Source organism: Pseudoalteromonas sp. NZS127_1, from assembly GCF_015864295.1.
Lineage (GTDB): Bacteria > Pseudomonadota > Gammaproteobacteria > Enterobacterales > Alteromonadaceae > Pseudoalteromonas > Pseudoalteromonas arctica.
This window is the reverse complement of record NZ_JADYXO010000004.1, coordinates 1-12,870: the sequence shown is the minus strand read 5'-3', so window position 1 is coordinate 12,870 and position 12,870 is coordinate 1. Positions and strand designations below refer to the sequence as shown.

General features: G+C 37.4%; 16 protein-coding genes. 7 read left to right on the top strand and 9 right to left on the bottom strand.

The annotated features are described in order from the left end of the window. Positions 1–14: 14 nt before the first annotated feature. Together I6F50_RS05575 and I6F50_RS05570 are read left to right on the top strand one after the other, a co-directional pair. Positions 15–566 carry a cytochrome b gene (locus I6F50_RS05575; protein ID WP_002961572.1) on the top strand — a complete coding sequence of 184 codons (552 nt, stop codon included), beginning with the start codon at positions 15–17 and terminating at the stop codon, positions 564–566. A gap of 1 nt (position 567) precedes the next feature. After that, positions 568–1,149: a YceI family protein gene (locus tag I6F50_RS05570; protein WP_165741701.1), complete on the top strand. Its 582-nt coding sequence runs from the start codon at positions 568–570 to the stop codon at positions 1,147–1,149. Between the two features lie 84 nt (positions 1,150–1,233). Here the strand turns inward: I6F50_RS05570 and I6F50_RS05565 are convergent, their stop codons facing one another. Continuing rightward, positions 1,234–2,076 (bottom strand): transporter substrate-binding domain-containing protein, encoded by an 843-nt coding sequence (locus I6F50_RS05565; protein ID WP_197119741.1) that lies wholly within the window; start codon positions 2,074–2,076, stop codon positions 1,234–1,236. Positions 2,077–2,215: 139 nt separating this feature from the next. After that, entirely contained in the window at positions 2,216–2,383 is a 168-nt protein-coding gene (locus I6F50_RS05560; RefSeq protein WP_002961566.1) for a hypothetical protein, read from the bottom strand. A gap of 370 nt (positions 2,384–2,753) precedes the next feature. On the opposite strand from I6F50_RS05560, the gene I6F50_RS05555 reads away from it, so the two are divergent. Continuing rightward, entirely contained in the window at positions 2,754–3,305 is a 552-nt protein-coding gene (locus I6F50_RS05555) for a hypothetical protein (RefSeq protein WP_197175517.1), read from the top strand. Here I6F50_RS05555 and I6F50_RS05550 read toward each other — a convergent pair. Next, positions 3,302–4,105, bottom strand: coding sequence for a hypothetical protein (locus I6F50_RS05550; RefSeq protein WP_197175516.1), 804 nt, complete (start codon positions 4,103–4,105; stop codon positions 3,302–3,304). The two genes, I6F50_RS05555 and I6F50_RS05550, sit on opposite strands and share 4 nt — an antisense overlap. Positions 4,106–4,292: 187 nt before the next feature. Between I6F50_RS05550 and icd the strand changes: the two genes are divergently transcribed. Next, on the top strand, positions 4,293–5,546 hold the full coding sequence (gene icd, locus I6F50_RS05545) for an NADP-dependent isocitrate dehydrogenase (protein WP_197175515.1): 1,254 nt from the start codon (positions 4,293–4,295) through the stop codon (positions 5,544–5,546). Positions 5,547–5,558: 12 nt separating this feature from the next. Here the strand turns inward: icd and I6F50_RS05540 are convergent, their stop codons facing one another. The 6 genes from I6F50_RS05540 to I6F50_RS05515 all read right to left on the bottom strand — a co-directional run bounded on the left by I6F50_RS05540 (position 5,559) and on the right by I6F50_RS05515 (position 9,201). Continuing rightward, positions 5,559–5,990 carry a hypothetical protein gene (locus I6F50_RS05540; RefSeq protein ID WP_024593381.1) on the bottom strand — a complete coding sequence of 144 codons (432 nt, stop codon included), beginning with the start codon at positions 5,988–5,990 and terminating at the stop codon, positions 5,559–5,561. A 418-nt stretch (positions 5,991–6,408) separates the two neighbouring features. Beyond that, on the bottom strand, positions 6,409–6,615 hold the full coding sequence (locus I6F50_RS05535) for a hypothetical protein (RefSeq protein ID WP_197175514.1): 207 nt from the start codon (positions 6,613–6,615) through the stop codon (positions 6,409–6,411). Positions 6,616–6,644: 29 nt separating this feature from the next. Beyond that, a complete protein-coding gene (locus tag I6F50_RS05530; RefSeq protein WP_197175512.1) occupies positions 6,645–7,094 on the bottom strand; it encodes an N-acetyltransferase in 450 nt (149 codons plus the stop codon). Next, the gene (locus I6F50_RS05525) at positions 7,078–7,527 is read right to left on the bottom strand and encodes a hypothetical protein (protein WP_101163613.1); all 450 of its coding nucleotides are present in this window, start codon (positions 7,525–7,527) and stop codon (positions 7,078–7,080) included. Before I6F50_RS05525 ends, I6F50_RS05530 begins: the two co-directional genes overlap by 17 nt. Before the next feature lie 87 nt (positions 7,528–7,614). Beyond that, on the bottom strand, positions 7,615–7,947 hold the full coding sequence (locus tag I6F50_RS05520; RefSeq protein ID WP_139016249.1) for a hypothetical protein: 333 nt from the start codon (positions 7,945–7,947) through the stop codon (positions 7,615–7,617). A 306-nt stretch (positions 7,948–8,253) separates the two neighbouring features. Further along, the gene (locus I6F50_RS05515; protein ID WP_101216732.1) at positions 8,254–9,201 is read right to left on the bottom strand and encodes a LysR family transcriptional regulator; all 948 of its coding nucleotides are present in this window, start codon (positions 9,199–9,201) and stop codon (positions 8,254–8,256) included. Between the two features lie 428 nt (positions 9,202–9,629). On the opposite strand from I6F50_RS05515, the gene aceK reads away from it, so the two are divergent. The 3 genes from aceK to I6F50_RS05500 all read left to right on the top strand — a co-directional run bounded on the left by aceK (position 9,630) and on the right by I6F50_RS05500 (position 12,743). Next, the gene (gene aceK, locus I6F50_RS05510) at positions 9,630–11,402 is read left to right on the top strand and encodes a bifunctional isocitrate dehydrogenase kinase/phosphatase (protein WP_197175511.1); all 1,773 of its coding nucleotides are present in this window, start codon (positions 9,630–9,632) and stop codon (positions 11,400–11,402) included. Positions 11,403–11,466: 64 nt separating this feature from the next. Next, complete coding sequence (locus I6F50_RS05505) at positions 11,467–12,429, top strand: zinc-binding dehydrogenase (RefSeq protein ID WP_197139497.1); 963 nt, start codon at positions 11,467–11,469, stop codon at positions 12,427–12,429. A gap of 62 nt (positions 12,430–12,491) precedes the next feature. Next, a complete protein-coding gene (locus tag I6F50_RS05500; RefSeq protein ID WP_007582532.1) occupies positions 12,492–12,743 on the top strand; it encodes a DUF2999 family protein in 252 nt (83 codons plus the stop codon). The last annotated feature ends 127 nt before the right edge of the window (positions 12,744–12,870 follow it).

Sequence of the window (12,870 nt, the reverse complement as noted above, 5' to 3'; positions counted from 1 at the left end):
ATAGGAACTTACACATGTTTAAAAATACACCTTCATCTTACGGACTTGTCGCCATTATTTTACATTGGCTCATGGCGCTGACTATTTTTGGCCTGTTTGGTTTAGGTTTATATATGGTTGAGCTTACTTATTACGATAGCTGGTATAAAGGTTCACTCGATTTACATAAGAGTATTGGTATTACGCTTGTGGCCGTATTTTTATTTAGAATTTTATGGCGTGCTTTATCTACACAACCTAAACCATTAGGTGAGAGTAAAGGCATGAACCAATTAGCGCATACGGCGCATATTGCTATGTATATTATTTTGGCTGTTATTGTTGTTGCAGGGTATTTAATATCAACCGCAGACGGGCGTCCAATAGAAGTATTTACTTTATTTAACGTATCAGCGCTTGATTTTGCCTTTGATGACCAAGCCGATATTGCAGGAAAAGTACATTATTACGGCGCGTGCACATTAATCGGGTTTGCAGTATTGCATGCACTAGGGGCGTTAAAACATCACTTTATCGATAAAGATAAAACCTTAATTAGAATGATCAAACCATTAAAGGATGATTAAAATGAAAAAATTATTAGTAAGCACAGCCGTTTCGGCTGCAATGATGTTATCGGCAACAGCCGCCAATGCAGCTGATTATGTAATTGATACAAAAGGCGGGCATGCATCTGTTAACTTTAAAATTAAACACTTAGGTTACAGCTGGTTATATGGTCGTTTTAATACTTTTGACGGCACATTTAGCTACGATGCTAAAAACCCTAATACGTCAAAAATTATGGTAAACATTGATACCACAAGTCTTGACTCTAACCATGCAGAGCGCGATAAGCATTTACATGGTAAAGATTTTTTAAATGTAGATAAATACCCAAAAGCGACATTTAAAAGCACGAGTATTAAATTTGATGAAGACGGCGAAGAGGCTGATGTAACCGGTGAGTTTACGCTGCACGGCGTAACTAACACTATTACCTTTGAAATAGATAAAGTGGGCGAAGGTAAAGATCCGTGGGGCGGCTACCGCGTAGGTTTTGAGGGCGAAACCAGCCTTAAACTTACCGATTACGGTATTGATTACAACTTAGGACCTGCATCTACTCATGTTGATATTATTTTATCAATAGAAGGTGTTCGTCAGTAATAGCATTATTAAATATAAAAACGCCACTTACTGTGGCGTTTTTTTTGCTTAACAGAAACTCAAATTAAGCGACTTCGAATTTGCTTATTTTGCGCTATTAATACGTGACTGTAATAGCGGCCTTAAATGCTCGGGCAACCAGCGCATGAGTAAATCATTATAAGCCTGCGTTTTTTTAATAACTTTAAGCTGCTTATTAAGAGTAGCAATGTTTTCTGCGCCTTGCTCGTTTTTAGTACAGCCAATAAAACCATAACTTAACGCAGGTGATTCGGTTAATGGACGCTGCGTTAAGTTCTCTTCAAAGTGCATTGATTTAGCTAAATAGTAATGCTCGCTTGGGTAACCCAGCAAAATATCAATTCGTTTTAGGTTAAGCATATATGTGAGGCTCGCTAGGCTATCGCGAGTGGGTCTAATTACTAAATCTATATTAGGCGTACTGTTTATCAATGTATCTATCTCTTGGCCATAAGAGCGGCTCATAGAGATCCCAAGAGTTAGTTTTTTATCTTGTATTAAATCTAATAGTGATACTTCTTTTGATTCCGCTATATTTAGCGCTTTGGCGAGCCTTTTGTGCATTGCTATTGAAGGCGAGAGGCCCGTTGTTGAGCTTTCGTCTGTAAAATAAATATGCTCTTTTCTGTAATCATTTTTATAAAGCGATAACGCACAAACATTATTTGAAGTATTAGACAGCTCTTGGATTACCTTACCTGAGGGGATAAGCATGCGGTTAAAGGTAATATTAGGAAGTTGTTTTTCAAGTAAATAAATTATGCTTTCGTCACGGCCTTGGTGTTGATATTGACCATTTAAAATATAATAGGGTGCAAAGTCGTGCGCTAGCCAGTTTATGGTTCTAGCATTGCCTATTGAGGTCAGACAGAAAAAAAGTAAGAAAGTTAAAAATATACGGAGCATTACAACAGCTGCCAGTAATTATTATTGTAAAACTATTGTAACCAATAAAGAGCTAAAAAGTAAAATGCCAGCAACGAGGCTGGCATAATATCTTATCAATAATTGCAATAATAAAAGGGCAATTAAAGTTATGTGTTGCTTAGTTAGCTTTTAGCCACTTAACAAACTGGCGTGCATCACTCGCTTTTTGAAACAATGCATTTTTTAAACCTTGTGTATCACTAAAGATTACACGATGTTTGTTTACTGAAATTGATTGCACTGGATGTGCGATTTGGATCATAGACCCATTATATTTATAAGACATAATAAAACTCACTTTATTCTTGTTATTTATTCTGCGCTATATTTTTATAGCAAATTGCAGTTAATAAATTAACGATGTTGTGTTTAGCTTCATTACAGTGTTGACGATCTTTATGACACTTTTGCGATGATAGTAAAAAATCATCTCGGTATTATTCAAGGGGTTCTCGCCGTACAATAACTTAGCTTTCAAATATACGTTTTGCGGGGCTTACTGGATCAGGGTAAATGGTTAACCGCGGCGGTTTCTTTAAACCAGAGAGGGAAGGTAACTTATATATAAATTGTGTGCAAGCTATTTTTGTAAAAATATTTATAATAAATCTTATCAATTGCTTACAAAGCCCGTTTTTAGTTACCAAAGGATAAGTATGAATTACCTAATAGTGAGTGATATTTATGGTTTAACCCCTGCTTTAAGGAGGTTATCACAGGCAATTAGTTCAAATTTAGTTATTGTTGACCCTTACAATAACAAGTATCAAGCCATTGAAAGTGAACAAGATAGTTACAACAATTTTATACAGCAGTGTGGCCATGATAAATACACCGACAAACTTCAAAAATGCTTTGAGAGTTTAAAATTGCCAACGACGTGTATTGCTTTTAGTGCAGGGGCAAGTGCAGCATGGCGGGCACAGTTATTAACAGGCAATACACACCTTAGAAAGTTAATTGGCTTTTATCCGTCGCAAATTAGACATAACTTAAATTTAAGTGCAAAAGTACCCTGTGAGTTCATATTTCCAGCAAGTGAGAGTCACTTTAATGTTGATGAAGTTATTAAAGCTTTAAGCACCAAAGCGGATGTTAAGTGCTATAAAACCAATTTTTTGCATGGTTTTATGAACGAGTACTCAACCAATTTTAATGCGCAAGGGCTGGTTGAATATAGTAACTATATAAAACAGAGCAGCCGTTAAAGCGTGTTTAACTGCTCTTTACTAATATCAGGAAAATCAGTACGAGTATTATATTTTGCATATAGCGTTGTAAAAACGCTACTACCGGATAGCTTATCTAACTCTTTTATAAATGTTTTAGCATTTGAGCGAGCGGGTCTGCAGCATACTTGATACTGTTTTACTATACCCGCCACAGTTAAACCTTGTTTTTGTAGCTCTAAATCAGCCTGGGCAAAAAAAGCTGCACCAGTCCAATAAACACGTTGTTGGGCGCGTTGCTTCCACATATCGGCAGAGAGCTTATTAAGTGGCTGTGTTTTAGTTTTAGTTTGCAGGCGGGCACGATCAAATCCTGCATTTAAACGTTGTACAAACTGCGGCTGGGTAATTATACCGCTGTTACGCATTATTACATTTTGCATATAACTGGCAAAACCCTCACTTAGCCAAAAACCGGAGTAGGGAAGTAGCGGCAAGTATAAATGCGAAAGTTCATGGTATAGCGTCCAATCTTTAGTGAATGCATTTAAACTGGCGTAGCGATCTATATGTAGCTCAAGCCCATCGGGGTTATTGCGTTTAACTGTAGCCCAAGGTACAGGCTCAAAAGCAACGTATTGTGGTTTTAAGTAAATAGGCAATGTGGTTTGTTTTAAAGGCCCCAGTGTATTTTGTGTTTTTTCAACACTTTGATTAACCCATGTAGACACTGTTTTTTGAGCATTACTTGAGAGTGAGTTAAGGTTATGTATTACCACTTCAACGGCTAACGAGTTAAAAGAGCTGATTGATAGTAGCAGTACAAAAAATAATTTCATTAAAGTGCTCCGCTGTAATTAATAACTGGTACGAAAATTCTAATATACAAGACCAACTAAATGGATAAATAATCACGCCTAATTCTTTATTTTTTAAAATGATAGTAACTATAAAAGTACAAATACAGACACTTCTAGCTAAGCATGGTCTAATCAATTAATCGTTATTTTAAGTTAGGTTTTAGCCATGACGTATCAGCATATTCAAGTTCCTGAGCACGGCCAAAATATCACTATTGATGCACAAGGACACTGGCAAATACCGTTAGAACCTATCATTGCCTTTATTGATGGCGATGGCGTGGGTCTAGATGTTATGCCGGTAATGCGCCATGTTGTTAATAGTGCAATTGATCATTGTTATAAAAGCGGACGGAAAATTCATTGGATGCAGGTTTATAATGGCGAGCAGGCCGCAAAGCTGTATGACGGTGACTGGTTTCCACAAGAAACAATTAACGCAGTACGTGCCTGTAAAATCGCCATAAAAGGGCCGTTAACCACACCACTGGGTGGTGGTTTTCGATCGCTTAATGTAGCCCTCAGGCAAGAAATGGATTTGTTTGTAAATATGCGCACTATAAAAGGCTTTAGTGCGCTCCCTTCTCCTTTAAAAAATCCATTTTTAACAAACATAACAGTGCTTCGTGATAGCAGCGAAGACGTGTACTCAGGTATTGAGTGGCAAGCAGGCAGTGTAGAAAGCGAAAAAATGCTCGACTTTTTATGTGAGGAAATGGGGGTAACCCGCTTAAGGTTTTCACAAGAGTGCGGAATTGGTATTAAAAATATATCTAAAGAAGGCTCTGAGCGACTAATGTGTTTTGCAATTAACTATGCACTTAAAAACGATAGTGAATCATTAACGCTAGTACACAAAGGTAATGTACTTAAATTTACCGATGGGGCATTTAAGCGTTGGGGGTTTGCACTTGCACAAAACGAGTTTAATGCCACTGCACATGAAAATGGGCGTTGGTTGCAAATAGAGCGAGCACACCAATCGCCCTTAATTATTAAAGAAGTCATAGCTGACAACATGCTGCAACAATGTTTAATGCATCCAGAGCAATTTGATGTAGTGGTGACGACTAATCAAAATGGTGACTTTTTAGCGGATATGCTCAGTGCACAAGTTGGTGGTGTTGGCATAATGCCTGCTGCAAATTTAAATAACGATGTCGCATTTTTTGAGCCTACACACGGCACGTTTGAACGTATAGCAGGGCAAAATAAAGCAAACCCCAGCAGTAGTATTTTAAGTGCGGTATTAATGCTTAAATTTATGGGGTGGGACGAAGCCGCATTACTCATAGAAAATGCGTTAGAGCAAACATTTAAAAGCGGTGAAGTAACCTTTGATTTAGCGCAAGAGCAGAGCGATAACTCAACAACCTTAACTTGTACTGGCTTTGCAAAGAAGGTTATCGAGCACTTTTAAATACATCCATTATTAAGCTGCTGAGGCAGTTTTTACTCTGTGCATACAAGGGCGGTTGGTTAACTGCGCTGCACGATGGTAAATCTCGTGTGCTTGGGGTTCATCGCACTGTGTACCACTAAGCGTATCCATTAACGCAACAACAATAATTGCAGGAACCTGGCAGCAATACTCGTCTAAAACGGCTTCCGTAGTTTGTGCATCAACATGGCAAAGTGGATGATTTTTAAGTTGGTATGCATTTAATAATGTATCAACTTCTAATACATCATCTGGTTGATGCTTTGTTTTACGGCATTTACAACCAAACTCGTCAACTAAAGTAGCTAACGCTTGGTAAGTTTCAGTGGTGTTAGCCTTAGTGCATAACTGCTCTTCAATGAACTGATGCAAGTTAACATCGATGAATAATCCGTCTTGGCGTGTGAAAGAAGTTGTTGTCATAATAATTACTCTTAGTTTGTTGGCTTAACTTCACTCTAGCGCTAAGTGTATTATTAATAAAATTGTTGTTTTCAATAACTGATATTGATTTTATCAATAGTAAGTTTTAAAACTAAATAAAAAATAGAAAACATATCTAAATAATACTAATTAATTTGGTGCAATGCGGTGAAAGTGTGCACAAAACTGGAACAAGGGGAGGAGTTAAGGAATAAAGAAGGAATTTTAGTTAATTGTTTTTATTGAATTTTAATTATTTTATGAAGTTGGTACTAAGCTTGCTAATAATACGCTGTAGGTAGATTCCTATATCGACGATTTCCAAAAGCGCCACGGTATTTTCCCAAAGTTGAATACCGTGGCGCTTTTTTATTTTTCGCGTGTATTTTATTTAGCCGTCACAATAGCAATAACAATGTTAAATTTTAATAAAGTAGGGAATAGCCACTAAAATAGCGCCTACAATCAACAGCATGCTAACACTGGTCATAAAGTACGGAAAAACCAATAATGACAAACCAATACAAAGTGGCACTACGGCTTTTTTTCTTCGCCCGTAAGTAAGGTAGCCAATACCTATGCCGCCAAACAAAACACTCCACGTAATTATTGATGCACTATCCATTTATAAATTACCTATTTTGAAATACTGATTTAAATTACGACCGACATAGCCAGTTTTTCAATACCATGTGAAGGAGTCCATCTTTTGAATTCCACGAAACCATGCTTTTTATATAAACTTATTGCAGGAGTATTAGCAACTGCAGTCTCAACTCTTGCATGAGATAAATCACCGATTGCTAGAACATAATTTATTAGCTTACTTGCGATACCTTTTTTAAAATAGCTAGGATCAACGGTTAAACTACAAATATCTAAACGCTCGTTGTTTGTATCTACTTCAATAACAGCTACTAAACATTCATTTTCGCTGTAGCCATAAAAGGTTGTTTCTGATTTTTTAATATCTTCAGTATTACGTGTTAAAGGAGGGAAGTTATGCGCGCCGATCAGTTTAGCCTCAATAGCATAGGATTTTTGAAAGACAGCAAAAATTTTATTTGCAGTATCGTTATTCTTATTATTAAGTTTGTTTATCATTGTCTTCTTTTTTAGAAAATAAAGCATGAATACCATATGCCGTAATAAAACCTCCGGCACTAATTGTGAAAAAAAGAAATAAATAAAACTTTTTCGGGTTATTTTCTAAAGATGCCACTGCCGGCTCATTGTATCTCTTATAAATAACACCACTTTCGTAATTAAAATAGCTGCGCAAAAGAATAAACAAACCTAGAACAATACACAGGAGCGCTTTACTTGTTTTCTTAGTGTTCTTTTTAGCTATTACTATTTGTTGCGCAGCTTTTGGCTCAGTACGACTTGGTTTAGCTAATTCATCTTTAAGGCGTTTGTAGTTCTCTGGATATTTATGTGAGTCAATACTTTCAATTGCTTCGTTTAATTCACTAAGTGAATAAGCAGAGTAATCAATATTTATAATAATCTTCCTTAAAAGGCTCTTAAATAACACTTACACAGCAAGGTTTTTAAATTGTTGTTATTTAATGGTATTTTTATAATCCGATTAAGTTTATTTTAATGTAGCAAAGACTTGAGGTTAGTCACTTTTACTTTCATATTTAAACTCGAATGAAACTATTGCAGCCAATATACCTCCAGTCGCTAATATAGCAGCGCTAAATAACATCTCCCATAATAATTTTTTCAACAGTAGAGTCTGATGAATATTTGTAAATATTACGCTCCAAGTTTGTTCAAAGTTGTATAAATTAACAACTTCATGAACATCATATAAAAAAGTACCTAACCCATTCAAAAAGTATGCAAGAGCTATATAAACAAAAAGTCGTGCAGTAAATAAGAGGGTTTTTAAATTATCAGTTTCAACTTTAGAGAAAGGAAGAAAGCTAATTTTGGTGACCTTGCTCATTATAAGTGAACACTTCAAATATAGGTATTGGTACATAAAATTCCATTTTTTAATATGTCTTAGGTTATTGATAACGAGTATCTAAAGTTATTGACTTTATATTACTAATTAAGAATAACGCAGTACCTATTTTGATTCAATTCTTCAGCGAACATTGTATTTGAGTTCTAGCTTTTTCATTAGGTAGTTTTTAACTCAATGTATTTAAAATGCTAACCAAGCTATTAGCTCAAAATAAGATGATTCAGTACATAGCACAGGCACTCTCATTAGGCTCTTGAGTACTAATCAAAGGTTTGCTCTTAATTACCTATCTGCAATCGTTTTAGCAAACGCTAATAATTCACGCCTTAACCATTGGTGTGCAGGCGCGTGGTGTAGTAGCGGGCTCCATATCATTTTTACCTCAATAGGCACTATTTGAAATGGCACAGGGCTGATTACTAAATCAGTATGAGAAGTTAATAACTTAGCTTGCCTGCGCGGTAGGGTGGCAATAAGTTGCTCTGATTGGCAAAGCAGGCTTGCGACCATGTAGTGGCGAGTAAAAACACGTATTTTACGGGTTTGCTCTAGTTGCCAAAGCGCTTCGTCTACCCAGCCTAATTTTTGCTTACCTGATTTATTAGTAACAGCGGCCTCTGGTCCCCAGCCTGCACGGTTTACCCAAATATGTTCTTTTTGTAAGTAGTCGTCTAACCCTGAATGTTGTAAAAATGTATTTTTAGGATGCGTTAAACAACAGTAGTTATCGCGCCAAACACTGGCCTGATGAAACGAGCGAGGGAGACCGTTAAAGCGGTTTATAGCTAAATCTATAGTGCCTTTTTCCATGTCTTGTAGGTTTACGTCGCTTGGGCTCAATACATCAAAATTAATACCGGGGTTTTTACTAAGCTGCGCCGTTATAAAAGGGGCTATTAAGGTCGACTCTATATAGTCGTTTGCCATTATTCTAAAGGTAACTTCAGCGGTTGTAGGGTTAAACTGCTCACTAGGCTGCGTAATAGCTTCAGCCATTTTTAATAGGGCCTCAACTTCAGGCTTTAATGCAAGTGCCTTTGCCGTTGGCGTCATAGAGCCTGCGGCACGCACAAGTAGCGGGTCGTCAAATAAATCGCGCAAACGTTTTAGCGCATTACTCATAGCCGGTTGCGTAAGAGCAAGTTTATTTGCAGCTTTTGACACACTTTTTTCATCTATTAACACATTTAAATAAACGAGAAGGTTAAGATCGACATTTCTTATATTCATATGGGCGTGTTGGCCTTTCAGGGTTGAAATTTGTTCAATGTAGGGGCGATTTAATCGCGGCGCGAGGTTTGCCACCTAGTGGACTAAGTAAAAATCGAGCAAAGCTTCCGCGTCCTGCTCACGGCCCTTACCGACATCCATGTAGGCAACAAAGAGTTAATCGTCCCTAGAAAGAACCCTATGGGCAGTGTGTATTTGGCCTTTATGCAGCGTTAAAGTACATTTATGGGGAGTAACCACACTGCATGTACTTTGCCTTGCTTAAAAACCAAATACACGGCTGCAAAATTAACCTCGAAAGGTTAATACGCCCAATAAATGCTATTTATATACTTTATTAATTATCTAAATTAAAGCCTGCTTGCTAAGGTGTAAACCATTAATAAAAAATAACCGCCATAACTGGCATCAATATAAGTGCTGTATTTATGCAAAATAGGCTAACAAATCAATCTAATAATGCGCTACAACACGTAGTAGCCAGTAAGCTTGCACGATCTGTTTTTGCTGGATTTGAGGCGATGTTTTCGCAATTTTTAAATATTACACTGGGTGCACAAAGCCGGTTTGAGCAACAACAGTATCACAGTGTACAAAGTGCTATGCGTGAACGTTTACAGGTATATGAGCGCGAAGTAAAAAACGTGAGTGAAGCCGTGAGAGTTATTGCTTACGCTGAACTTACTTGCCCGCAAATGTGGCAATTAGCTAAAAATATTTACGGCGATATGGTACAAAATCACGAAAATAAACCCATTGCCCATACCTTTTTTAACTCAACGTTTGGGGCAATTTGGGACGATAAAAAGATTCGTACTGTGCATTTGTTTGTATTAAAAGCAAAGTATCGTAGTGAGCCACGCTCTTATGAAAGCTTAGTGAGTAGGGTATCGCTACATAATGGGTTTAATAACGCCGTTAAAACGCTTATCACTAATCAAGTATTTAGAGTGCTGTTTAGTAATTTAGAACGCGATGTAGCCACATTACAAAGTACGTTAATGCAAGGCGCTAAGCAGCAATGCAAACAGGTGTACGAACTTATAAATTTAAACGACGGTTATATTGAATACGCCAACTCATTATTTTTTAGAAACAAAGCCTGTTATTTAATTGGGCGCTGCATTGCTAAAAATGGCGACAACATGCCTTTTGCCATTGCTATTTTAAATACCGATGAGGGACTAAAGCTTGATGCTGTAATGATGGGCGCCGATCAATTAAGTTTATTATTTGGTTTTGCACGCACCTATTTTATGGTTGATACCGATAAGCCCGCTCGTTATGTAGATTACTTAAGTGTGTTAATGCCACATAAACAACGCTTTGAGTTATTTAACGCCATTGGTTTTATAAAGCACGCCAAAACTGAGTTTTATCGACACAAGGTTGATACGACTAAAAATAGTCCAGCCAACTTTAAGTATGTTACAGCACCAGGGACGCCAGGTATGGTAATGCTGGTATTTACTATTGAAGGGCTAGATTACGTTTATAAAGTAATTAAAGACAAATTTAGTGCGCCAAAAACAGCCACCAAAGCACAAGTGAAAGAAAAGTATAACTTTGTAAAACAAGCCGATAGGGTTGGTCGTTTGGTAGACACACACGAATTTAGATATTTAGCGTTTGATTTAAGCCGTTTTAGCGACGAGCTGCTTGAGCAGATGAAAAGCCAAATTGGTAGCAGTATGGTTATATCGGGCAAGGCACTTATTTTAAAGCACGTTTACGTTGAGCGTAAAATGACCCCACTTAATTTGTATATTAACCAATGCGATAACAAAACCTTAGAAAGAGTGATGCATGATTACGGTAAAGCAATTAAAGAGTTAGCCGGCGCTAATATATTTCCGGGCGACATGCTAATGAAAAATTTTGGCGTAACGCGATGGGGGCGAGTGGTATTTTACGACTTTGACGAAATTTGCCCACTGACCGATTGCAACTTTAGAGAGGTGCCACAAACCCAAAATGCACTTGAAGAGCTAGGTAGTCACTCGTATTTTGATATAGCCGAAAATGATATATTTCCGAGCCAATTTAAGGTGTTTTTTAGTGCTAACGAACTTGCGTTTAACTATTTTAATAACGAGCACAGTAACTTGTTTTTAGCGCCATTTTGGCAAGGCTGCCAGCAACAAATACATAATGGCTATCTACCCGATGTTTATCCTTATAAACAAAGTTGGCGATTTTGAGGTTGTTTGAATCTGTGTTCATCCCCATCTATATGTTATTACAGTTTTTAAACTTGGAGCGACAATGAAATATATTTCTCATGAAGATGGCAATCTTGCATTTAATGAAACCGAAAAACCGGTTTTAAAGAGCCATGAAGTACTCGTAAAAGTAGAAGCTATAGGTGTGAACCGTGCAGATAGCATGCAGCGTCAAGGAAAATACCCGGCTCCTGCGGGAGATAGTCCAATTTTAGGTTTAGAATGCGCTGGTGTAGTTAGTGATATTGGCGGTAAAGTTGATAGAGTTTGGCTTAATAAACGTGTTTTTACCTTGTGCTCAGGCGGCGCTTACAGTGAATATGTAGCCGTTGATGCAAAGCAGCTTATGGAATTACCCGATGATGTAACAATGGCAGAGGGGGCTGCAATAAGCGAAGTGTACCTAACAGCATTTGGCGCTTTATTTGAGCTTGGTAAATTGCAAAAAGGGCAAACAGCACTTATTCATGCAGGTGCTAGTGGTGTGGGCGGTGCAGCAATTCAAATGGCTAAAAGCGCAGGTGCAACCGTTGTTATTACTGCCGGTACGGATGATAAATGCCAACACGCAAAGGAACTCGGTGCCGATCATGCAATTAACTACAAAACCACTGACTTTGTAGAATACATGAAAGCAAATGAGTTAACAGCGAATGCAATTGTAGATCCTGTTTCGGGGAGTTACTTAAATAAAAATGCCGCTATTGCAGCGATGGATTGCCAAATTGTAATGCTTGCATTTTTAGATGGACGTTTTGCAGAAGTTGATTTTGCCGCGCTTTTACGCAAACGTATTTCGTTTCATGCCTCAACGCTTAGAAATCGTAGTATTGAGTTTAAACGCCAGGTGCGCGACGACTTTGTAGCGCGTTTTTACAATGATATTGCCACTAAAAAGTACGACTTTAACCTGTATAAAACATTGCCTTGGAGCGACGCAAACGAAGCTCATGCTATTTTAGAGCGTAATGAAAATGCTGGTAAAGTTGTTTTACTTGTAGAGTAACTCTTTAATTTTAGGGTTTAGCCCATATACTAAGCCCTATAAAAAACACTTAAGGTTTAATAATGAATCCAATACTAGCAATACTTAAAGAGCACAATGTAAGCGACGAAAAAGTAAAAGCATTGTTTGAAGCGTTTACTCAAAACCCAATGATGGCAATGGCGCTTGTTCAAGAGCTTGGTATTCCGCCAGAAAAACTACAGCAACTAATGGCAGTCGTAATGACTCAACCGCACCTTATTAAAGAAGCGACTGACGAACTTGGTTTAGATTTTGAAAAAGTAAAAGAAGCGAAAGAAAAACTAAATCAATAATTTTTTATGTGATGAAACAAAAATAAATAAAAGAGCATAAGTATTTACTTGGTAGTGTTTAGAAATCTGTGTCATTTCAGTATTATTAAGAAAACAGGAGTGACACATGACTCAATCTTTCGATTTC